Source organism: Streptomyces sp. NPDC050085 (assembly GCF_044460595.1).
Lineage (GTDB): Bacteria > Actinomycetota > Actinomycetes > Streptomycetales > Streptomycetaceae > Streptomyces.
Window position 1 is genome coordinate 95,936 of sequence record NZ_JBITJZ010000008.1, and the last position, 20,737, is coordinate 116,672.

Consider the following 20,737-nt stretch of genomic DNA (forward strand, 5'->3'; position numbering starts at 1 on the left):
GTTCCAGAATGCCGCCTAATTAGGACGCGTACTGACCTACATTCCCCCTACGGTTCTTCCCATGACCACAACCGCAGCACCGGAGAACACAGACAGCCGACGCTGGTTCGCGCTCGCCATCGTGATGACGGCGGCGTTCATGGACCTCGTCGACGTCACGATCGTCAATGTCGCCCTGCCCACCATCCAGCACGACGAAGGCGCCACCACCGGCCAGATCCAGTGGATAACCGCCGGCTACGCCCTCGCCTTCGCGGCCCTGCTCATCACGGGCGGGCGGCTCGGTGACATCTTCGGCCGCAAGCGGCTCTTCCTGCTCGGCATCGGCGGATTCACGATCGCCTCGGCACTGTGCGGCTTCGCCGCCAACCCCGAGATGCTGGTCGCCTCGCGCTTCCTGCAGGGCGGCATGGCCGCGATGATGGTGCCGCAGGTCCTGTCGATCGTGCACGCGACGTTCCCGGCGCACGAGCGCGGCAAGGTCTTCGGCCTGTTCGGCGCGATAGTCGGCCTCGGCGCGGTCACCGGACCGCTGCTCGGCGCGCTGCTCACCGAGTGGAACATCGCGGGTCTCGAATGGCGCCCGATCTTCCTGATCAACCTGCCCGTCGGCATCGCGGCCCTGATCCTCGGCTCGCGCGTCATCGCCGAGTCCAAGGCGCCCAAGGCCCTCAAGCTCGACCTCGTCGGCGTCGTCCTCGTCACGCTCGCCATGCTGGCGCTGGTCTACCCGCTCACGCAGGGCCGGGAGAACGGCTGGCCGGTCTGGGGCTTCCTCATGATGGCGGCGTCCGTCGTGATCGTCGCGGTCCTCATCGCGTACGAGAAGGCGAAGACCCGGCGCGACGGCTCCCCGCTCATCGAGCTCTCCCTCTTCAAGGTCAAGAGCTTCGCGGCGGGCATCGCCGTGCAGACCGTCTTCGGCCTGGTCATGGGCATCTTCTTCCTGACCTGGACCCTCTACATGCAGATCGGCCTCGGCTGGAGCGCGCTGCGGGCGGGTCTGACGGGCGTTCCGTTCTCGATCGCGGTCTCGGTCGCGGCCGGCATCTCCGTACAGAAGCTCGTCCCGCTCTTCGGCCGCAAGGTGCTGCAGGCGGGCGCGCTCCTGATGGCCGCCGGTGTCCTGATCTACGTGTACGAGTCCAAGCACTACGGCCTCGACATCGCCTCCTGGCAGATGGCGCTGCCGCTGGTCGTGATGGGCCTGGGCATGGGCCTGATCGTCGCCCCGCTGACCGACGCGGTGCTCTCCGAGGTGCCGCGTGAGCACGCGGGCTCGGCGTCCGGCCTCATCAACACCGTGATGCAGATGGGCAACGCGCTCGGTCTGAGCCTCGTCTCGGTGGTCTTCTTCAACGTGGTCGAGGACAAGCTGAAGGCGGGCGAGGGCAACGCGGCCTTCATCGACGGCTTCACCAACTCGCTGCTGTGGGCCGCCGCCATCCTGGTCGGCATCTTCGTCCTGATGTTCGCGCTGCCGCGCAACCCGGCAGCAGGGGTCGAGGAGATGGCCGTCGCGGACGCGGACAAGGACGCGGACAAGGACTCGGACGAGGGCGAGCGGAAGGCCGAACTGGTCGGCTGAACCGGGTAGTTGAGCCTCAGGCGCTGGACCGGGCAACCTGGTCCAGCGCCTGCAGCACATCCGCGGGCCGGCCCCCGGGCAGCACAGCCCGACCGATCCGCTCACGCACGGCAGAACGCACGGTCGGCCACGACCCGAGCCCCACCGGATGGAACTCCGCGTCCGGCATCTGATCGACGAACGCCCACAGCTCCCGCTGCGAGGCGTCGTCCCGCAGTTGCTCCGAGCCCGACACGGTCACCGGCAGCGTGGTCTGCCCGGCCCCGTACGTCCCGGCCGAGGCGCGGCTGAACAGGAACGTGAGGAACGCCCCCGCCGCCTCGACGTGGCCGCCCTTCGTGAACGCCATCATCCAGTCGTTCAGGCCCACCGGCGGCGCCGGATCCGCCCCGTCCCTGCTGGGGAAGGCGGCGTGCGCGTACGACATGCGGGCCTTGTCCGCGGCGGCCAGCAGGACCGGGTGCGCGATGAGCATGCCGACCTTGCCCGCGAGGAAGTCGGCGTACGCCTGGGTCCTGGTGAGCTTCGAGGGGTCGGCGCCCGCGAGGCCGGGGGCGACGAGCTCGTCCCGCAGCCAGGTCAGCGCGGCCTCGTTCTCCGCGGACGCGAAGTCGTAGCCGCCGACGTCCGAGTAGCCGCCGCCGCCCGCGAGCAGCCAGGTGAGCAGCTCGTCCTCCGCGGACTCGGGGCCGAACTGCAGCGCGTACGGCGTGGGGACGCCGGTGTTCCTCAACGCCTTTGCCGCGTCACGGAGTTCGGCCCAGGACGTGGGCGGCCCGGTCAGCCCGGCCCGCTGGAACAGCGCCTTGTCGTAGAACAGGCGCGGCGTGCTGGCCAGGATCGGGACGCCGTACTGGACGTACTCGACCTTGCCCGCGTCGGCGAACGACGCGATGAAGTCCGCCTGGGTCGGGATGGCGAAGAGCTCCTCGACCCGGTAGAGGTCGCCGCTCTCGGCGTACGGCGCGAAGACGTTGCCCTGGGCGATGTCGGGGGCGCGGCCGTCCTTCACGCGGCGGGCGAGCGTCGCGTCGATCTTGAGGAACGGGACGCGCTCGATCGCGATCCGGATGTCCGGGTGCTTCTTCTCAAAGGCCTTCGCGACGTCGTCCCACTGGTCGCCGATGGAGGCGCCGACGCTCTTGTCGTAGCTCGCGACCAGCAGGTTCAGCGTGACGGTGCCGTCGCCGGAGCCGGAGCCGCAGCCGTTCAGTGCCAGGGCCCCCGCCCCGGTCAGGCCCGCCGTCTGAAGAAGGAACCGTCGCCGCCGCACCGCTGTCGCCCCGCTCACATCGTTTTTCAGTTGATGACTTGATGGCAAATTGTGCCACACAGTCATACCATGCCCGTGCGGCAGTTGTGGCCGCCGATATCCGCGACGAATCCGCGCCGGAATCCCCGACGAAGTCCGCGCCGGAATCCCGCTTGAATCCCCTGAATCCCCTGAATCCCCGATGGAGTGGAGCCCCCTCATGAACGACCTCACCGGCAAGACGGTCCTGATCACGGGCGGCGCCCGCGGCATCGGTGCCGAGATCGCCCGCATCGCCACGGCCGCCGGAGCGGGCGTCGTCATCGGCGACGTACTGGACGAGGAGGGCAAGGCGCTCGCCGCGGAGCTCGGCGAGCGGGCGCGCTACGTCCACCTCGACGTGACGTCGGAGGCCGAGTGGCAGGCCGCGGTCGCGTACGCCACCGCCGAGTTCGGCTCGGTCGACGGCCTCGTCAACAACGCGGGCATCTCCACCGGCGCGCCCTTCGAGACCGAGAGCGTGGAGCGCTTCCGCCAGGTCATCGAGGTCAACCTCGTCGGCGTCTTCGCGGGCATGAAGAGCGTCGTCCCGGCGATGAAGGAGGTCGGCGGCGGCTCCATCGTCAACATCTCCTCGGCCGCGGGCCTGATGGGCCTCGCGCTCACCTCGTCGTACGGCGCCTCGAAGTGGGCCGTACGCGGCCTGACCAAGATCGCCGCGGTGGAGCAGGGCACGGCGCGGATCCGCGTGAACTCCGTGCACCCGGGCATGACGTACACCCCGATGACGTCCCAACTCGGTATCCAGCAGGGTGAGGGCGGCTACCCGAACACCCCGATGGGCCGGGTCGGCGAGGCCGACGAGATCGCGAAGGCCGTGGTGTTCCTGCTGTCCGACGACTCCTCGTACGTGACCGGCGCCGAACTGGCGGTGGACGGCGGCTGGACCACGGGTCCGACGGTGAAGTACGTGATGGGCCAGTAGTCCTCGGCGTTCGACGCGGGGCCCGGTCCTCCTCCCCGGAGGCCGGGCCCTTCGTCATGCCCGACGCCGGGACCAATGCCCATTTGTGTCCGCTGGGTGCCCGACTCTGTTTACTTTCCTGAAATGCGGCCGTACTGTCGACGGCAGAGCAACAGATTCGGGCATGAGAGCAGAGGTAAACGGGCATGTACGGACCCGAGCGTCAGCAGGAGATCCTCCGCCTCGCCCGCGACGGCGGCCGGGTCGACGTGCTGTCCCTCGCCGAGGTCTTCCAGGTCACCGCCGAGACCATCCGCCGCGACCTCAAGGCCCTGGACCGGGCCGGACTCCTGCGGCGGGTGCACGGCGGCGCCATCCCCGCCGGACGGCTCGACTTCGAGCCCGATCTCGCCGAGCGCGAATCGACCGCGGCCGACGAGAAGGACCGCATCGCGCACGCCGCGCTCGCCGAGCTGCCGGCCGAGGGCAGCGTCGTCCTCGATGCGGGCTCGACGGTGGCCCGCCTCGCCGCGTCCCTGCCGCTGGAGTCCGAACTCACCGTCGTCACGCACTCGTTGCCCACCGCGGCCCGCCTCGCCGACCACCCCGGCATACAGCTCCACCTCGTCGGCGGCCGCGTCCGCCACCGCACCCGCGCCGCCGTCGACGCCTGGGCCCTGCGCGCCTACGCCGAGATCCGCGCCGACGTCGTCTTCCTCGCGGCCAACGGATTCGGCGCCGAGTCCGGACTGACCACCCCCGACCTCGCCGAGGCCGCGGTCAAGCGCGCCGCCGTCGCCGCGGCCCGCCGGGTCGTCCTGCTCGCCGACTCCGGCAAGCACGGCCAGGAGCACTTCGCCCGCTTCGGCGACCTCACCGACGTGGACCTGCTGATCACGGACACCGGCCTCGACCCCGAGGACGCGGCCGCGATCGAGGCGGCCGGCACGGAGGTCGTCCGCGCGTGAGCAGCACGAACGGCATGAGCAGCACGACCAGCACGACCAGCACGACCAGCACGACCAGCACGACCAGCACGACCAGCTTGAACACCGGTACTCCCCCCACAGCACTGGACAGCGGCATGATCCTCACCGTCACCCCCAACCCCTCCCTCGACCGCACCTACGAGGTCCCCGCCCTCGACCGCGGTGAGGTCGTGCGCGCCGACGGCGAGCGCATGGACCCGGGCGGCAAGGGCGTCAACGTCTCGCGCGCCGTCGCCGCCGCCGGCGCCCCCACCCTCGCGGTCCTCCCGCTGGGCGGCGCCCCCGGCGCCCTCGTCGCCGAACTCCTCGACGGCCAGGGCATCGCCGTCGCCCCCGTCCCGGTCGCGGGCCAGACCCGCTCGAACATCGCGCTCGCCGAACCGGACGGCACGCTGACGAAGATCAACGCGCCCGGCCCCGAACTGTCGGACACAGAAGCCGAGTTGCTCCTGTCGACCGTGGGGGAGAGGTCGGCGGGCGCCGACTGGATCGCCTGCTGCGGCAGCCTCCCGCGCGGCCTCGCCCCTTCCTGGTACGCCGAGTTGGTGTCCCGGGCGCACGCGGCCGGGGCCCGGATCGCCCTCGACACCTCGGGCCCGGCACTGCTCGCGGCCCTGCGGATGCGCCCCGACGTCGTCAAGCCCAACGCCGAGGAACTCGCCGAGGCCGTGGGCCGCCCGCTGGCCACGATCGGCGACGCGGTCAAGGCGGCCGAAGAACTGCGGGAGTTGGGCGCGGCCGCCGTCCTCGCCTCGCTCGGCGCGGACGGCCAGCTCCTGGTCGACGCGACGGGTACGTACTTCGCCTCGGCCCCGGTCGACGCGGTACGCAGCAACGTCGGCGCCGGTGACTCGTCCCTGGCCGGGTTCCTGATCGCGGGCGGCACCGGCCCCGAGGCACTGGCCTCGGCGGTCGCGCACGGCGCGGCAGCGGTCCAACTCCCGGGCAGCGCCATGCCGACCCCGGCGGACCTGCGCCCGGACGCGGTGACGCTGACGACGCAGATCCCGCTGGACCGCCCGCTGAAGGAGCCGGTGGCATGACCCGCGCACTCACCGTCCGGCAAGCCCCCCACCAGTCGCTTAGGCAAAGGAGCCCGCGATGACCACCCAGATGATCACCGCGGACCTGGTCGACCTCGACCTGTCCGCCGAAACCAAGGAAGCGGCGGCCCGCTCCCTGGCCGCACGCATGGTCACCCTCGGCCGGGTCACCGACCTGGACGGCTTCCTGGCCGACGTCGCCGCGCGGGAGGCCCAGATGCCGACCGGCCTCGACGGCGGCATCGGCATCCCGCACTGCCGCAGCGCCCACGTCACCGAGCCCACCCTGGCGTTCGGCCGCGCGGCACACGGCATCGACTTCGGCGCCCCCGACGGCCCCGCCGACCTGGTCTTCCTGATCGCGGCCCCGGCGGGCGCGGACGACGCCCACCTCACGATCCTGTCCTCGCTGGCCCGCCAGCTGATGGACGAGGACTTCAAGGCGGCCCTGCGCGCGGCGCGGGACGCGGAGCAGGCGGCGGCGCTGATACGCGGCGACGACCCGGCCCAGCCGGCCCCCGAGCCGGAGGCGCCGCAGGAGGTCCCGGCGCCCGAGGACACGTTCAAGATCGTCGCCGTCACCTCCTGCCCCACCGGCATCGCCCACACCTACATGGCGGCCGAGTCCCTGGAGAACACGGCCCGCGCCACCGACGGCGTAGAACTCGTGGTCGAGACACAGGGATCGGCGGGCTTCACCCGCCTCGACCCGGCCGTCATCGAGGCGGCGGACGGCGTGATCTTCGCGCACGACGTCCCGGTCCGCGAAAAGTCCCGCTTCGCCGGAAAGCCCACGGTCGACGTGGGCGTGAAGGCGGGCATCAACCGCCCCGCGGAACTCATCACCGAGGTCCGCGAAAAGGCGGCCCGCGGCGACGTCTCCGCACCCGCCGCGTCATCCACACCTGTGGACAATGCGGGCGACGCCGAGGACGGTTACGGGACGAAGCTGCGCAAGTGGCTGATGTCGGGCGTCAGTTATATGTGTCAAGACACTTCGAGAAAGTGGAGGTCAGACGCCCGATGGACGAAATCCTGGAACGCTGGGTGGCCGCACAGGCGGCCAAGGCTCCGACTCTCTCCGATGAAGCGCTCCGCGACCTGGCGGAGAGTTTGGGTATCGAACTCCCCGAGTGACACTCTCGCGTCCGGCCCCTGTCGAGTTCCTTCGATGGGGGCCGCTTCGCGTCTCGACTGGGATGGGACTACCGCTCAGGGGGCGGAAGTTGATGCCTTGCGTCAACTTAAGTCTAGTTAGTCCTCTTTGACTTGAAGATCTCTTTATTTACCCATGCCTCATATGCGAATATCTGACGCATTCGGCCCCAAGTTGCCTTGAGGGCCTGGTGACGCTCGTCGGGAGGTACTCGTGGGTTCCAATGTGCATGCTGTTGGCGCACCGTCCGCCAAGGGGAGGCGGAAGTGGCTGCTGGCGCTCGGTTCGATCTTCGCCCTGTTCGCGATGACGCTGGCGCTCTCGACCCCCGCCGAGGCTGCTACCAAGAAGGTCTGTGCTCCCAAGAAGTGCGTGAAGGTCGATACCAACAACAAGAAGAAGTACTGCAACCCGGGAAGTGGCTGCGGTAAGAAGCTGTATCGCCAGCACTCGGGTTACTGCTCTTCCTCCATGGGCTGCGTCTCGTACAAGGGCAAGAACTACGTGTACGTGGGCGGACCGGCGCTGACGAGTAAGCAGAGGCAGCAGGTGGCGAAGTGCGCAGTCGGTCTTGGTTGGACGGTGTTCTCGTCGGCCAGCACGGCTGGGACTGCGATGTTCGTCGGGGGCGTTGCGGTGGCCGCGTGGGGCTGCACGTGATCGGCTAGCACGCTTCGCAGTGTGCTGAGTTACGGAGAGAACGCGAATGCCCCCGGTGGGTCGACCCCGGGGGCATTTCCTCGTGCTGGTGGGTGGCTACTCGGGCTTCACCGCGGTGGTGAACGCGGCCCATGTGGTGCGCGAGAAGAGCAGTGAGGGACCCGTGGGAGTCTTGCTGTCGCGCACCGGGACGATGTCGTGGAAGCCGTCGGCGATCTCCACGCAGTTGCCCTGGTCGCCGCTGTAGCTGCTCTTGCGCCAGGTCGCGCGGCTGAGGTCCACGTGGGGCCCGTTGATGTGCTTCACGTCTGTTCCCTTACTAGGCTCGCGATCATGTCACGCGACGGATCTACGTCCAGCGAGGCCGCCATCAGCCGATCGAAGGTGCGGCCGTAGGCGATCCGGTCGTCATCTCGTTCGAGGTAGACGCTACTCGCCAGTCCCTCTGAATACACCACGTCGAGGTCGGCTTGCACGGGGAAGCCGAGGATCACGAACGGGCCGAGCATCCCGGCGTGGGCACCGGCGCCGAACGGCAGTATCTGCAAGGTCACGTTGGGTTGTTCCGACGCGTCCAGGATGCGCTTGAGTTGCCGGTTCATGGTGTCCCTGCCGCCGACTTCACGTCGTAGAACGGACTCGTCCATGATGGCCCAGAGCTGAAGGGGATCTTCGCGGTTGAGCGCGGAGTTCTGGCGGCCAAGCCGCACGTCAACCAGAGCGTTGACCTCGTCCGGGGCGCGCTCGGGCTTCAGTGCTCGGATCACGGCGCGGGCGTAGTCGGGCGTCTGCAACAGCCCTGGTACCAGCGTGGTTTCGAAGCTGCGGGCCGATGACGCTTCGGCCTCGAAGCTGATGTAGTCGAGATAGCGCGGGGTGAGTACGTCGTTGTAGGGCTGCCACCAGACCCGGCGCTTACCTTCCCTGGCCAAGGTCTCAAGGCCGGTGCGCGTCTCCGCGTCCTCGACCTCGTACAGATCGAGGAGGTCTTTCACCTCATGGGGTCGAAGTCCGCTGCGTCCGCCCTCGATTCGGCTGATCTTCGAGGGGTGCCACTTCAGTTGCTCGGCGACCTCGTCCCCCGTCAGGCCCTGGCGCTCACGGAGCTTGCGCAGCTCGGCACCGAGCATCCGCCGGCGCATGGTCGGAATTGCGGCCATCCGGTCCACCTCCCCTGACTCGTCGCTGGTCACAGTATGTCGTGCGGTCTTCCTGCGACACATCAACTCCCATAAGTGCACGTGCACTTGAAGCGAACCGCTTGCGCGCGCCTGAGTGTGGAGAGCATTCTGGATGGGCAGGTTGCGTGGAGTGATCGCACGGTCACTATCGCGTGATCTTGGTGTTCGCGCTGCCCTGTTCCGGGGCGCACTGCAAGCACAGCGTGGAGGCGGCGGACGTGACCGAAGCAACTCGCCCAGAGGTCGGGGTCCTGATGGTGGACACGCGGACGAACAGAGTCGGCGAAGTGATGGGCAACGAGGGTCCCTATACCCAGCTCCGACCGGTGAAGGGCGGCAAGGAGTGGGATGCCCCGCCGAGCACGCTGCGAGTGGCCACTGCTGCCGAAGGTATGAGCGCCAAGGTGGCTGTGGCCAACGGCAGGTGGGGCAGGTGAGCGTGCGATCGGTGCTGTCGACGGTGACGTGGACGCTGGAACCGGACCGCGAGCCGGACGCCGAAGCGAGCACGTATGCGATGCAGTGTGCGGTGTGTGGAGCGGCCTCGGACACGAGCGTCGACTTTGGTGATCCGCAACAGTGGGTGCTGGCACACGGTGCCGCAAACCCCTCGCACCACTCCTACCGGGAGGTCATCACGCGGCCGTGGCGGGCCTGGTGGCGGGCGTGATCTCCCGTGCGGTGGGCTGGTTAGGGCGCCTGGCCGGACTGCTGCTGATCGCCGCGATTTCCGGTGCGGTCGGTTTCGTGCTCGGCGTCACCATTTCCTCTGCCCCGCCGATTCCCTGAACTCCCGTCCGTTCGCCGACGACCGTGACCCTCCGGCTCCCCCCGACGGAGAAGGCTCGGCGAACGGGCGGGGCCAGACTCCCTCTCTGGTTGATGGCACCAGCCAGAGAGGGCCTGACGCTGTAGGGGGTATCGGCTTCCCGCTTGGCGATCGCGCCTCTCATTCAGAAGCACGGAAGACAACGCACCTTTAGGGATCGTCTTATGAGAAGCACTCAGTGGTATATATCAACCACGATTCGATCGGGCGCAGCCAAGGTGAAAACGCTGTATCGCGCATGGTCGCCGAGAGAGAGGCCAAAATGGACCTGCCCTTCCGCGTCGGGAATCCGCTGTACACCCTTGACCGATGGTAGATCGAGGCTCTGAACGTCCGGGTTCGCGTATATTCGATTGCCGCTAGTGTCCAATACATCCGCTCCTCGCAGGTCGAGAAACAGATATGACTTCCCCGATATCTGCAAGTTCTTAGACTCCCCGTTGGGGAGCCCATAAGATGGGCTCTCCGACTCGGTAGCCTGAGTTGCGGGCTGCCCGCCTGACAAATCGAAAACAATCCTGTCGAAGTCTGTATGAGCGCCTGCTCGCGCCGCTAGAACGCATGCGTTGGCGCACGTAGGAGTTAGGGTCGGGCTGTCGGCTTGCGCTGACGTCGGGCTCAAAATCCCGAGGCCAATAAATGCAGCTACTCCAGCCACAACGCTACGAGCAAGGGAAATGCTAGACAGCATCAGTGTTCTCCCGTTACTAGGTTACGGCGCGATGAGTACACGCGTCGGCTCGGAACAGATATCGACCGCAGTTCGTCGAGTAGCATGCAGTGGACGTGCCCGCGGGCGAAGCTTTCGCGTTCGTCAAGAAGGTCGTGAAATTCGAACAGCGGTAAGAAAGCTCATCTCCGCAATGCCTCCACGGGCTGAATCCGGGAAGCGCGCCAAGCAGGATAGATACCGGCGAAAACGCCGGTGGCAGCCCCGATGATGGGGGCGCTCGCAACGACCACAGGGTGGACTATAGGGGTCCAGTCGCGTCCCACCGCCACCAGAACGACGGTGACCGTTCCCACAGCAGTGCCAAGTAGTCCACCCAATCCGCCTAGTGCACCGGACTCCATGAGAAATTGGGTCGTTATATGTCGGCCCCGGGCGCCGAGCGCACGACGCAGTCCAATTTCGCTGGTGCGCTCCAGAACCGAGACGAGCGTGGTATTGGCAATTCCGAGCGTGCCGATGAGGAGGCAGACTATTGCGAGCAAGATGAAGAGTTGATTCATGTCTGAGTTAACTTCATTGCGTAATTTTCTAGGGTTTTGTGGCGGGGTTACCTTGAAGTATTCAGCGTGCGCTGGGTCCAGGGCGACGGGCGCCTCCGATGCCACCTGCTGGGCAGCCCCCAACCGGGTAGAAATAAGCATCTGGGCGTTGCTGGTAGGTGGCCCCCATATTTCTTTAGCTGTTGAGTTCGGGACGACAATAGACAGCAGGACATCTGGATCCCGCCGAACATCGCCGATAACCCCGATAACCGTGAATGCGGTGTTGCCGATGAAGACTGCCGGCTGTGTTTCCAGTGTATAAATACCCAGACGAGATGCGACGCTCGCTCCAATGATGGCGACACGTTGCTTAGTCTGGTCGTGCCATGAATCGAAGATCCGCCCTTGGCGCATTGTCGGTTCTGCAGCTTTCAGAACACCGGAGGATGCAGCAACAACATCGAATTCGCTTTGGCCTCTATTACCTCCGATGGGAGCCGGCCGGGCATTTTGGCCAATTTTGAGATCTACCGGCCAGAATACGCCTGCATGCTCTACGCCATGTAGACGCTCCACACGTTTATCGGCATCCTCAGGGAATCCCAGCTTCGCAAACGGGTTCTGTTCCTGGGATATATCCTCAACGCTGACTTCGGTTGCTGACAAAGCATTGAACCGTCCGTCGATCTGCGATGATGCTGTTGCGGTCAATCCGAGGATGGCCACAAATGTGCCAACTCCAAGCACAGTGCCGACTGCTGTGAGCGCGGAACGTCCGGGGCGCTGCAGAATTCCAGCCACGGATTCCGCCAGTAGATCACGCCATGATATCCGTGAAAGTCCGATTTTTTTCGGCTGACTAAGGGAAAGCCGAGAGTAGGGACCTATCATATCTGAACCAGCTCAGTCATTACGCCATCTTTGATACCGACGCTTCTTCTTCCGTGCCTGGCAACCGAAGAATCGTGAGTGATTACCACAATCGTCACTCCCGAGCGGTTCAGCTCATCGAGAAGACAGAGAATCGCCTCAGCATTCATGGTGTCCAAGTTCCCAGTGGGCTCGTCGCAGAGCAATAGTGATGGTCGACCTACTAGCGCCCTAGCGATAGCGACTCTTTGGCGCTCACCGCCGGACAACTTTGTAGGCATCGAGTGAAGGCGATGAGCTAAGCCAACCTTTTCCAGAGCCTCGTGAGCGAGTGATTGACGTTGCCGGCTAGGGATACCTTGATATGCCAGTGCCAGCGCCACATTCTCCCAAGCCGGCCGATGAGGCAACAAATGGAAGAACTGAAATACGAAACCGATTTTTCGGCCGCGGATTGTCGTTCTCTCTCCGTCTCGAAGCTCACCGACGTCTATACCATCCAGAAGGTAGGTACCTGCAGTGGGGATATCGAGTAGCCCCAGTACATTCAGGAACGTGGACTTTCCCGCGCCGGACGGTCCCACGACTGTGAGCAAGTCACCGCGATGGATAGACAGATCACAGGGAAGAAGGGCCTGAACCGGAGGTGTCCCTGGGTACGTGAGCGCCGCTTGCCGCAATTCGACCACGGGCGTAGGTGCGTCACCTGCACTCATTTCGAACGGCCCGCCATTGCAGTTCCGGCTTGCACCCCTGTTACAACTCGATCCCCGTTGACTAGGCGAGCTCCTACAGAGGGATGGATTTCTACGTAACCATCGCCATTCGTCCCGGTAACGACTGGAACGCGCCGTCGCTTGCCGTCCTCCTCGAGAAGGGTCACCGAGGTTCTGCCATCGGCACCAGCTGAGATCGCTGATACCGGAACAATGAGCGACTTCCCCCGGGTTGATGCGGCGCGGATAGTGAGCCTCACATCTTGTCCCGCCAACTGCGTAGGAAGATTCTCCTCTGGCTTAATCAACATTAGATAGCCGTTAGCTTCTTCTTGCTGGTCGCTCGTTTCGCTACCATCACTCGATGGGGCGTCCTGCGTAATGCTGTTGGCGACCGACAGAACCTTTCCGGATGCTGCTGTACCTGTCAGCTCAGAGAGGATTTCAACATGCTGCCCGGGTCTTACTAGCCCCTTTTCTGGTTCCTGTAGATAGCTAGTGATCATTAGTTGGCCGGCGGACACTGTCAGCACACTGCCAGATATCTTCGAACCAACCCGTGTATTCACTTTCTCCACACGCGCTGGAAAGCTGCTGACGAAGACAACCTCGTTGGCAGGCAACATCGGCCCCGCCTCCGTACGCGCACGGTCCAGTTGCTCCTGGGCTTTTTTCAAGTCCTCTCGCGCACGCGACACTTGCTTGCGAAGATCCGCCCCTGCAGTTCCTCCTGAAGAAGCTGGAGATTTTTCCTTTGTGTCTGCGGAAGCGGTTTCTCGTTCAGTGGGGGAAGAGGTAGGAGAAGGGGATTTTGGTGCGTTGCTCTCCTCCAACGCGCTCTGCGCGTCCTCAGCATTTCGCTCAGCAGCGGTCACTGCCTCCTCCGCGTCTCGAACCGCTGAGCTTTCATCTGCTTGAGCCGGCAACGGATCGTATCCAATGCTCCTGTAGAACCCAGATAGTGCAGACTTAGTACCAGCACCAAAGGTGCCTCTTCGGTCGCCAGCGACGTCGAAGTGCAATTCCCTGAGGGCTGACTGGAGTTGTGCAACGTCATCACCTTCAGCCCCGGGCTTCAAATCGCGATATACCGGAAGCTTGCCTCGTAGGATGAAAACAGGGCGCCCAGAGATTTCCAGTAGAAGCTGACCAGGCTTGAGCTGTTGGCCAACCGTGACTGGCAGCTTCGTCACCACAGGAATCGCTGCCTCTCCACCACCTGTTGGGGCAACATCCACAGACTGTGCCGCCTCTACCTTGCCGCGCTGTATCACGGAGTCTCTAAGGACTCGGTATTCGACTGGGGCAGTCATTGTGCTAGGTGGCGGGGCTGAGGAGTCCGCTATGGCCTGCGCTGGGGACTTTACAAAATGTCCCGCAGCTGCACCTGTTGCCGACAGAAAGATTGCCCCTATCATCCCCCAGATCATTCGCCTACGATTTCGGGCGGTTCCGTCGAGCGGAGCGCCTTCCCTGTTCTTGGGCATAGAGCCCCCTCTCTGAAACTATCCACGATACTTCCATACGAGATATTTCTATGTGTGTGAACTATCGGCTTGGAATTTCCCAGATGATGAGGGATCACTGGCGGAGTGAATTGCGATGATTCGCCATCCATGCCTGAAGGTCTTTGAGCGCCTTGAGAATTACCTCTCTTGACCTATTCAGGTTTGCCTCCCCGCGTGAATCGACTTCAGAATCCACCTCTTTCACAATTTTGATGGGTGTCTCGAAGGAATCAGAACGCACCTCCATGGATTTGCGCAGATCTCGAAGGTCGGTGAGTACTCGACCTAGATATTCTGAGCAGTCAGAATTTCCACAGCCGTCGTACATGGCAGATTGCAGTCTCGCCCATACGTCGGCCACCTTTTCCGGTGGTTGTGTAGCCACCGAACTTTGGCGATCTCCATCTACATCGGGTGAACTACACGCAGGAACCAAACAGAGAAGGCAAAGCACACCTGCGATAGCCAGGGATCGCGCACCAAAGTGCTTGAGTAGCTGCCCACGTGGATGCTTCACCCTTCGGCCCCGATCACCTTCGACGCATTTTTGATCTGCGCGGAAATGTCGCTCTCGATTTTGCTGAGGATCAACTGGTTCTCCTCCACGAGTCGCCGCTGGTATGCAGATTCGACAGCAGACCATATTCCAATTACGTTGTACTTCTTCTTGCAGGAAACGTCTGCTTGGGCGGTCGCGATCTCCTCTTGGTTTGGTTGCCCCGATTGTGCAAATCGGGGATCCCTCAGAACTGTTGCCGGATCAGCGTACTGATATCCGGACTCCTTCATGCAAGTGCTCCAACGCTCAAATACCTTCTTTACCCTGCTATCGGTCTGTGATCGCTGACTCGCATCTATAATGAGCCTGTCTGGCAGCTGAGAGCTCTCTCTGCTCATGCCGGGAGATCCTCGGTGCAGTTTGCGTGCCGTATCGCCCGCGCAGCCGCCTTTGGGAACGTCAATTCCTTTGTATTGATTTACATCTCCAACCAGCACGGCCTCAGCCGAAGGTGTCAGGCCCGATGCTTGCTTCTTCGGCGTGGATATGGCGTTCGGATTGTGATATCCATAGAGGCTTGCCGTACGCTTATCAGCGACACCGTAAAGCCGGGCGTGGCTAAAATCCAGTGGCGCTGTCGTCTCGGCGTCGTGGAAGTCGAACCCAAAGCGTTTCATGCAGTCAGTTCGCAGGATCTTCGTAGCAGATGCAACTGTCCTGCGCCCTGTATTGTCTGCTAGTAGACGGTACTTGTCGAGCGGAAACGAGAGATCTTTAGGGTTCTCGACTGCAGGAAATGATGAGACGGAGGGCTCTTTTTTGGATTCGAGGGACTTCCCGCCGCTGGCTGTGGAGCAGCCAGCGGCGGAGAATATTGCGATAATCATTCCGATGGAAGCTATTTTCGTGGTTTGTCGCATGCGGTAACCTTTTGGGATTGATTAGCGAGATGGCCGCCCTGTATTTTCGGGCGGCCATCATTTCAACTAGCCTATCGCTGAAAACTGGAATGAGCTGAACTGGTTCTTATACTCAGATGGCAGGGTCAAGCGATCTTGCGGATCCCCGGCGATCAGTACCAGGAAGGCCCAACCTGTCCAGTTGTAGTACTGATAATGGATCGTGTTGTGCGTTGCATCCCTATTTCTGACGCTGGCACTATTGTTGTTGATCTGGCCCCCGGTGCCATGGAATACGTCGGCGCTTGTGTATTCCGCATCCGACCAGTAACTGTCCCAGACGCCCCCCTTGTAGTAGGAGTTGTACCAGAGGCACATCTCGCCGCTCTCGCACACTCCGTTGTCGTGTGTTGCGGCGTTCGCTGTGCCTGCTGCCCCCATAAGTGAAAGCACCAAGGCGATACTGGCGATCGCTATTCTGCGGGCTGACATTAAGTCTCTCCTCCTCGCGTGATGTTCTTTTATCTTTCTGTCGGCGCCGCCGCTGGGGCATCTCATAGCGCCACCTGATCCGACTCTGCACAGAGCGTCGGAAGCTGAATGTGGCGACCGGGAGATCCGGTTGCCAGGAGCGGTTGTCTTCATGGAGCGGTCACAGATGCTGGCGGGCACGGGCGCGCTGTGCCGGTACATTCATGTCGGCTTCCGCTCCCGCGCCCTTGCCGGGGGTGAGGTCCCAGACACGGAGCTTCTCGGCGGTCGAAGCCAGTCTCTTGTCGTCTGGGCCAACCTTGATGGAGAAGAGGCTCTCGTCCGGGATCCTGTCCTCGCCGCCCCAGGCCACGATGCCGTCGCATTGGGCGAGGATGTCGCCGACCAGGAGCTTCTGGGTGGGGAAGAAGCCGCCACTCTGACCGGGCGGATAGTGGCCCGGCCGGATCCGCACTGCGGTGCCGGAGGCGAGGTTGGATTCCGCGCGCTTGTGATTGACCTGGTCCGGCGCCAGCCACCCCACTACGTCCCCGCGACGAAGTTCGTCGATCTCGTAGTGGAAGCGTCGGATCACGTAGGTGAGAACGGTCTCGACATCGCCCATACGGACCTTGGCATCGAGGCCGGTTCCGGGCACGGGCCGGGTGTAGATGTTGCCTCGATTGTCGGTGACCTTCTCCATCTCCCAGCCGTTCAGCGACTTTTGCCCAGCCAAGGCATGGTCTCTGCGTTCCTTCGCCTGCTGCATCGCCGTGCGGATATCGGTCGCGGAAGGTCTGGTGTCCGCCGCGTACCCGGGACGGACCAACGCTTGCGAGCCCAGTGCCACGCCGGCGGCGATGGCCGCGCCGCGGAGTAGGGCCGTGCGGCGCGATATATGTGCTGTCACGTGACGTTCTCCTTCTTGTCGTTGTGTGCTTCGGCGAAGCTGAAGGCGGTCAGGAGGAAGGCGGCGATGCCAAGCAGTCCCGATACGGGCGTTACATATCCGGGTACGGCGATGTCGTAGGTCTTGCCGTTGTCGGCAACGCATCCGAAGGCCAACGGGATGTAGGTCGGGTCGTAGGCCACTAGCTTCTTGCCGTCCAGTGCCCTGCGGCATGCTTCCGCCTGGGAGCTCTCGTCCAGCACGGCTAGGTGCAGAACTCCCCATGTGTACATGCCGATTGCCCCGGTCAAAGCCACTAGACCGGCTGTCCGCAGCCAAGAGGTCTGCCCTCGGTGCTGTCCGCGCAGAGTGCGGACAGCACGTACTAGAACGAAGACGCTGAGGCATGCGGTGGCGATCAACCCGGCGAACGCCAAGAGGATGATGATGGCCGGGTCGTGTCCGGCGAAGGGGGCGTCTGCTGCCATGGCTCCTGCCTTGCTTTACATGTTCCGAGAGATGGAGTGGTACTTCTCCAGGAGGTAGTACAGCGGCATTCGCTTCTTGGCGTCGGTGAGAGCCGGTTCACCGGGTCCTTGGTAGCGGCGCAGGACCTCGTAGATCTCGTAATCCGTGTAGGCGATTGTGGGCTGGCGTAGCGCGGCGGAGTCGTCGTCGCCGCCGGGCTTGCCGTCAATGTCCCATCGGTCGATCATGACGACACTGGTGAGGGCGAACTCCTCGTCGTCATGGGCCTTCTTCCAGATGTCGTACTTGTCCTGGTCGCTAGCCGGGTCACGCCGCGGTTGGCCTGTCGCGTAACCCTTGTCGAGGGCGTGGTTCCATGCGGGGATCAACGTCTGGGCTCGTTGCTGAGCGATCCCGGTAGAGGGATCCTTGATGAACTTGCCGGTGGTGTTGAAGGTGGTGATGACGGCCGCTTCGGCAGCTTGGTCGACGGCGTCGATGTGCCGCATCTCCCAGTAGGCGGAAGCCTGAATCAGCGCCTTGCGCATGTTGTGCGTAGTAGACAGGCTCGTGATCAGTTCGTCGTGCTCGACACAGACCGTTTCGAAGCACTTCCAGTGCTGATAGGTGCGGGTTCCACCGTCGTTGGGGTAGCCGATGGACTCCATGTACTTGCCGACGTCTATCTGCATCGACTCGACGAGTGCGGAGTTGAGGCGGACGTCCGGCTTGGCCGAACGAGGCGCGTCGAAGGAGCCCTGGCCGGTGTCCCGTCCGGAGGCGATGTTGTTGTCGATGTTGATTGCCCCGTCACCGGAGCCGATGGTGCGTGTGACGACCTGGTCGTAGGCCCAGTCGGGAGGCAGGGGGTATCCGAAGTTTCCGGAGAATCCGGACGACATGTCGGACACGAACGAGGCTGTGGAGTGTCCGGCCTCGCTGACTCGAGTGCACACGTTTCGAGGCCCGTACACACCGATCTCGAACCGATTGCCGTCGTCGGCTATGGCGTCCTGAATTCCCTTGAAGTGAGGGAGAACGTTGTCCGTGACCTGATAGTCGAGGGCATCGAAGTCGACGGCGAAGAAGATCCTCGTCCCGGTCTTGAAGCCATGGTCGAGAGCAGCGTTGATGGCGGCCTGCGCCGCGGCACGGCCGAGCGGGTAGTTGAAGCCGTCAGCTCCACGACCGTAGGTCTGGTAAATGGGGAAGCAGCGCAGGCCGTTGTCAGCGATCGTCTTCAACTCGCCGGGCTGAATCTCCTTCTCCTTGGTGGACCCGCTGGGCACAGGGTCGACGTTGCTCAGGTAGCGGCCGATGTACTTGATGCCGTTGGCCTTCAGAGTCGCCGCCCGAGCCGCAGTGATCTGGGTGACCCCGTCGCAGGCTTCTCCCTTTCGGGTCTGATCCCCGTAGGAGACGAGGAGGGATGCCCAGGTGGAAAAGTCGCCGATGCCGGTGACAGGAAGTTTGGCGAAGGACTGGAACTTCTCGGTCTCGGTCTGCACCGCGCCGGTGAAGGTTCCGAAAGATACCGGTCGCCTGTTGAGAATCATTGCTGCGGTGAACAGTGAGGCAAAGGTGGTGGTAGAACCGACAGCGACAGTGTGGTCCTTAAGGCCGGTTTGCGTGCCAGGTCCGAAGACGCCGTTGGCTACACCATCGGCCATGCCGAGCTCGTACTGAATGGCATAGAGCATGGACTTGGACACGTCGCGGGAGTTGTGCCCGTCACACGGGATGACGTAAAAGTCCTGACGGTCAACGTAACGCCAGTTCAGCCACTGCTGGACACTGCGGATGGCTTCGGAACCATCGTTGACGGTGACGTAAGCGTCCATGTTCATCAGACCCTTGACGACCTTCGGCTCCAGGCTGCCGCCTGGGAATCTTCGGTCCAAGCCCATATTCGTCTTCAGGTTAGTGACGCCGGCCTCGACACGGGAGCTGTACGTCCCGTCGATGTTCCCGCCGTCGTAGCCCTTGCAGTAAAGCGCCGACTGGATGATTCTGCAGAAATTCGCGGACGGCACCGTGGAGGCGTCCAACTTCGGGTACTTCGACTGCAGTGTGGTCAAGGTCGTGGGCCCGAAGCTATTCGACAGGGAAGTGATCCCCATCTCATATTGGAGGGCCCGAGTGAGGGCGTACATGACGGTCCAGGATGTCTGGCCGTTCTCCTCCAATTTGGATATGCCGAGCGTGGCGCCATCTCCGTAGGTTGTGTTGATGAATTTCTGAGCTAGCTTCACCATCTCGTCGGCCACAGGTGCTCTCCTTGACAGGGGGATGAGAGGTATTTGGGCGCGTTGACCGGGTGGGCAGGGCGCGCCCTGGTTTTGGGCTCCGTGCCGCGGCTACAGCTGCCTTCTCGTTGAGGCGTGGTGTCAGCCTCGCTGTAGAGGCGTGAGGGATGTATAGGCACCCCGAATGTGAACAGGGCAGATCCTTGTTGCATGACGGGCTGTTGGAGATTGCAGAGCACGCCTGTCAGGGCTGCAGTGAGGCCTCGAGGTCCTTAGCACCCTGACCATCGATGGGCGCGTGAAGTCTGCATCAGTGAGCCAAGATCCGCGTGGAGGAAGTGGTGCGCAGAGACGTAGTGGATCTGGGCATGGGGCATCGGTCCTTCCGTGAAGCGGAGTTGGATGGCTCACGGCTGACTGGCACGACGTTGTGCTCAGCTATCGAGGGGACAGCGAGAGCGCTTTCTTGGTGCTTGGCCAGTGGCCAGCCCGCTGAACGAAAGCACTGTAAGTGGTGGTCTGGACCGCAGGTTGCTTCACAAGCGATGGCGAGAACAGTGATGGCTTGAAATTGATCCCTGGCCGGAGCCAACGGCTTTCGGGCATCGGTGATGCTTCTGAGCGGGTGGAAGATGTGTGCTCAGTGTGAAACGGAAGCGTGAATGTGACGTTCCGTTTCGGGGAAGATGGCTGGTTCCGGTCCCAGCATCCAGAGGTTTGTTCGGGTAGATGTCAGGCCCCGTGAGCGGTGCGCCTGCCCACGCGGTCGGTGGTTCGGGTCTTTGCCCGGTGTCCTGTTGGGGTTGGGGTCGGGCATGGGCAGGGGGCCGTACGCTGACCGGCAACTCGGGCAGGCTTTGGAGCTGCCCGGAATTAGCACGAGTGGCCCCCTGTCCTTGCCCGACGCGGGCCCCGGCCCGAACAGGTGGGTAAAGACCCGAACCACCGACCGCCCCAGCCACCAGGCCCTGACCAAGTGGGCAGGGCATCGCGGAGTGTGGCGATGCCCTGTGGAGTCGGTGCGCTGGTCCTGGTCTTGGCTGCATCGCCGATGCCACTCGCTGCGGCTGGCCGTACTCAACTGGCAGCGTCCTGTGCGGAGTTCTCTACTGGGCTCGGCTGCCCACTTGTCGGGCATTGCGGCGCGAGCGGCGGGGGCGTCGCGGAGCGGGGCGGTAGACAGGAGCGGCGGGGGGGGCCCGCCCCCCCCCCCCCCCCCCCCCGCGGGGGGGGCCCCCCGGGGGGGCGGCGAAGGAAAAAACCCCCCCCCCCAGCCGAGGTGGGCGGGGCCGGG

Annotated in this window: 18 protein-coding genes and 1 pseudogene; 8 read left to right on the plus strand and 11 right to left on the minus strand. The window is 63.6% G+C overall.

Annotated features, from left to right (window positions below; genetic code table 11):
* The first annotated feature begins 61 nt into the window (after positions 1-61).
* Complete coding sequence (locus ACIBUY_RS28035) at positions 62-1,588, plus strand: MFS transporter (RefSeq protein WP_365576731.1); 1,527 nt, start codon at positions 62-64, stop codon at positions 1,586-1,588.
* Positions 1,589-1,604: 16 nt separating this feature from the next.
* On the opposite strand, the gene ACIBUY_RS28040 is transcribed toward ACIBUY_RS28035, so the two are convergent.
* A complete protein-coding gene (locus ACIBUY_RS28040; protein ID WP_399154097.1) occupies positions 1,605-2,879 on the minus strand; it encodes an ABC transporter substrate-binding protein in 1,275 nt (424 codons plus the stop codon).
* A gap of 181 nt (positions 2,880-3,060) precedes the next feature.
* On the opposite strand from ACIBUY_RS28040, the gene ACIBUY_RS28045 reads away from it, so the two are divergent.
* The 5 genes and pseudogenes from ACIBUY_RS28045 to ACIBUY_RS28065 all read left to right on the plus strand — a co-directional run bounded on the left by ACIBUY_RS28045 (position 3,061) and on the right by ACIBUY_RS28065 (position 7,652).
* Positions 3,061-3,825 carry a glucose 1-dehydrogenase gene (locus ACIBUY_RS28045; protein ID WP_399154098.1) on the plus strand — a complete coding sequence of 255 codons (765 nt, stop codon included), beginning with the start codon at positions 3,061-3,063 and terminating at the stop codon, positions 3,823-3,825.
* A 185-nt stretch (positions 3,826-4,010) separates the two neighbouring features.
* Positions 4,011-4,772 (plus strand): DeoR/GlpR family DNA-binding transcription regulator, encoded by a 762-nt coding sequence (locus tag ACIBUY_RS28050; RefSeq protein ID WP_399154099.1) that lies wholly within the window; start codon positions 4,011-4,013, stop codon positions 4,770-4,772.
* A gap of 116 nt (positions 4,773-4,888) precedes the next feature.
* A complete protein-coding gene (gene pfkB, locus ACIBUY_RS28055; RefSeq protein ID WP_365576774.1) occupies positions 4,889-5,836 on the plus strand; it encodes a 1-phosphofructokinase in 948 nt (315 codons plus the stop codon).
* Between the two features lie 58 nt (positions 5,837-5,894).
* Positions 5,895-6,821: pseudogene (locus ACIBUY_RS28060) on the plus strand (fructose PTS transporter subunit IIA); the annotation flags it as partial.
* 384 nt (positions 6,822-7,205) lie between these two features.
* Positions 7,206-7,652, plus strand: a complete 447-nt coding sequence (locus ACIBUY_RS28065) for a hypothetical protein (RefSeq protein WP_399154100.1) — start codon at positions 7,206-7,208, stop codon at positions 7,650-7,652.
* A gap of 96 nt (positions 7,653-7,748) precedes the next feature.
* On the opposite strand, the gene ACIBUY_RS28070 is transcribed toward ACIBUY_RS28065, so the two are convergent.
* Positions 7,749-7,958: a DUF397 domain-containing protein gene (locus ACIBUY_RS28070; protein WP_399154101.1), complete on the minus strand. Its 210-nt coding sequence runs from the start codon at positions 7,956-7,958 to the stop codon at positions 7,749-7,751.
* On the minus strand, positions 7,955-8,812 hold the full coding sequence (locus tag ACIBUY_RS28075; protein ID WP_399154102.1) for a helix-turn-helix domain-containing protein: 858 nt from the start codon (positions 8,810-8,812) through the stop codon (positions 7,955-7,957). Before ACIBUY_RS28075 ends, ACIBUY_RS28070 begins: the two co-directional genes overlap by 4 nt.
* A 275-nt stretch (positions 8,813-9,087) precedes the next feature.
* Between ACIBUY_RS28075 and ACIBUY_RS28080 the strand changes: the two genes are divergently transcribed.
* Positions 9,088-9,270: a hypothetical protein gene (locus tag ACIBUY_RS28080; protein WP_399154223.1), complete on the plus strand. Its 183-nt coding sequence runs from the start codon at positions 9,088-9,090 to the stop codon at positions 9,268-9,270.
* Positions 9,271-9,478: 208 nt separating this feature from the next.
* The gene (locus ACIBUY_RS28085) at positions 9,479-9,622 is read left to right on the plus strand and encodes a hypothetical protein (RefSeq protein WP_399154103.1); all 144 of its coding nucleotides are present in this window, start codon (positions 9,479-9,481) and stop codon (positions 9,620-9,622) included.
* 892 nt (positions 9,623-10,514) lie between these two features.
* Here ACIBUY_RS28085 and ACIBUY_RS28090 read toward each other — a convergent pair.
* The 8 genes from ACIBUY_RS28090 to ACIBUY_RS28125 form a co-directional block, all read right to left on the minus strand.
* Positions 10,515-11,768 carry an ABC transporter permease gene (locus tag ACIBUY_RS28090; RefSeq protein ID WP_399154104.1) on the minus strand — a complete coding sequence of 418 codons (1,254 nt, stop codon included), beginning with the start codon at positions 11,766-11,768 and terminating at the stop codon, positions 10,515-10,517.
* Positions 11,765-12,463: an ABC transporter ATP-binding protein gene (locus tag ACIBUY_RS28095; RefSeq protein ID WP_399154105.1), complete on the minus strand. Its 699-nt coding sequence runs from the start codon at positions 12,461-12,463 to the stop codon at positions 11,765-11,767. Before ACIBUY_RS28095 ends, ACIBUY_RS28090 begins: the two co-directional genes overlap by 4 nt.
* Complete coding sequence (locus ACIBUY_RS28100; RefSeq protein ID WP_399154106.1) at positions 12,460-13,659, minus strand: hypothetical protein; 1,200 nt, start codon at positions 13,657-13,659, stop codon at positions 12,460-12,462. Before ACIBUY_RS28100 ends, ACIBUY_RS28095 begins: the two co-directional genes overlap by 4 nt.
* Before the next feature lie 825 nt (positions 13,660-14,484).
* Positions 14,485-15,390, minus strand: coding sequence for a hypothetical protein (locus ACIBUY_RS28105; RefSeq protein WP_399154107.1), 906 nt, complete (start codon positions 15,388-15,390; stop codon positions 14,485-14,487).
* Positions 15,391-15,456: 66 nt separating this feature from the next.
* Positions 15,457-15,861, minus strand: coding sequence for a peptidase inhibitor family I36 protein (locus ACIBUY_RS28110; RefSeq protein ID WP_399154108.1), 405 nt, complete (start codon positions 15,859-15,861; stop codon positions 15,457-15,459).
* A 160-nt stretch (positions 15,862-16,021) separates the two neighbouring features.
* Positions 16,022-16,750, minus strand: a complete 729-nt coding sequence (locus tag ACIBUY_RS28115; RefSeq protein WP_399154109.1) for a hypothetical protein — start codon at positions 16,748-16,750, stop codon at positions 16,022-16,024.
* Positions 16,747-17,217, minus strand: coding sequence for a hypothetical protein (locus tag ACIBUY_RS28120; RefSeq protein ID WP_399154110.1), 471 nt, complete (start codon positions 17,215-17,217; stop codon positions 16,747-16,749). The genes ACIBUY_RS28115 and ACIBUY_RS28120 overlap by 4 nt, the downstream gene beginning before the upstream one ends.
* A 15-nt stretch (positions 17,218-17,232) precedes the next feature.
* Positions 17,233-19,464 (minus strand): glycoside hydrolase domain-containing protein, encoded by a 2,232-nt coding sequence (locus ACIBUY_RS28125; RefSeq protein WP_399154111.1) that lies wholly within the window; start codon positions 19,462-19,464, stop codon positions 17,233-17,235.
* Positions 19,465-20,737 lie beyond the last annotated feature (1,273 nt).

Bases quoted from the DNA above. Each gene is read 5' to 3' on its own strand.
- ACIBUY_RS28035 (WP_365576731.1), top strand. From the start codon at position 62: ATGACCACAACCGCAGCACCGGAGAACACAGACAGCCGACGCTGGTTC.
- ACIBUY_RS28045 (WP_399154098.1), top strand. From the start codon at position 3,061: ATGAACGACCTCACCGGCAAGACGGTCCTGATCACGGGCGGCGCCCGC.
- ACIBUY_RS28050 (WP_399154099.1), top strand. From the start codon at position 4,011: ATGTACGGACCCGAGCGTCAGCAGGAGATCCTCCGCCTCGCCCGCGAC.
- pfkB (WP_365576774.1), top strand. From the start codon at position 4,889: ATGATCCTCACCGTCACCCCCAACCCCTCCCTCGACCGCACCTACGAG.
- ACIBUY_RS28075 (WP_399154102.1), bottom strand. From the start codon at position 8,812: ATGGCCGCAATTCCGACCATGCGCCGGCGGATGCTCGGTGCCGAGCTG.
- ACIBUY_RS28080 (WP_399154223.1), top strand. From the start codon at position 9,088: ATGGTGGACACGCGGACGAACAGAGTCGGCGAAGTGATGGGCAACGAG.
- ACIBUY_RS28090 (WP_399154104.1), bottom strand. From the start codon at position 11,768: ATGATAGGTCCCTACTCTCGGCTTTCCCTTAGTCAGCCGAAAAAAATC.
- ACIBUY_RS28095 (WP_399154105.1), bottom strand. From the start codon at position 12,463: ATGAGTGCAGGTGACGCACCTACGCCCGTGGTCGAATTGCGGCAAGCG.
- ACIBUY_RS28105 (WP_399154107.1), bottom strand. From the start codon at position 15,390: ATGCGACAAACCACGAAAATAGCTTCCATCGGAATGATTATCGCAATA.
- ACIBUY_RS28110 (WP_399154108.1), bottom strand. From the start codon at position 15,861: ATGTCAGCCCGCAGAATAGCGATCGCCAGTATCGCCTTGGTGCTTTCA.
- ACIBUY_RS28120 (WP_399154110.1), bottom strand. From the start codon at position 17,217: ATGGCAGCAGACGCCCCCTTCGCCGGACACGACCCGGCCATCATCATC.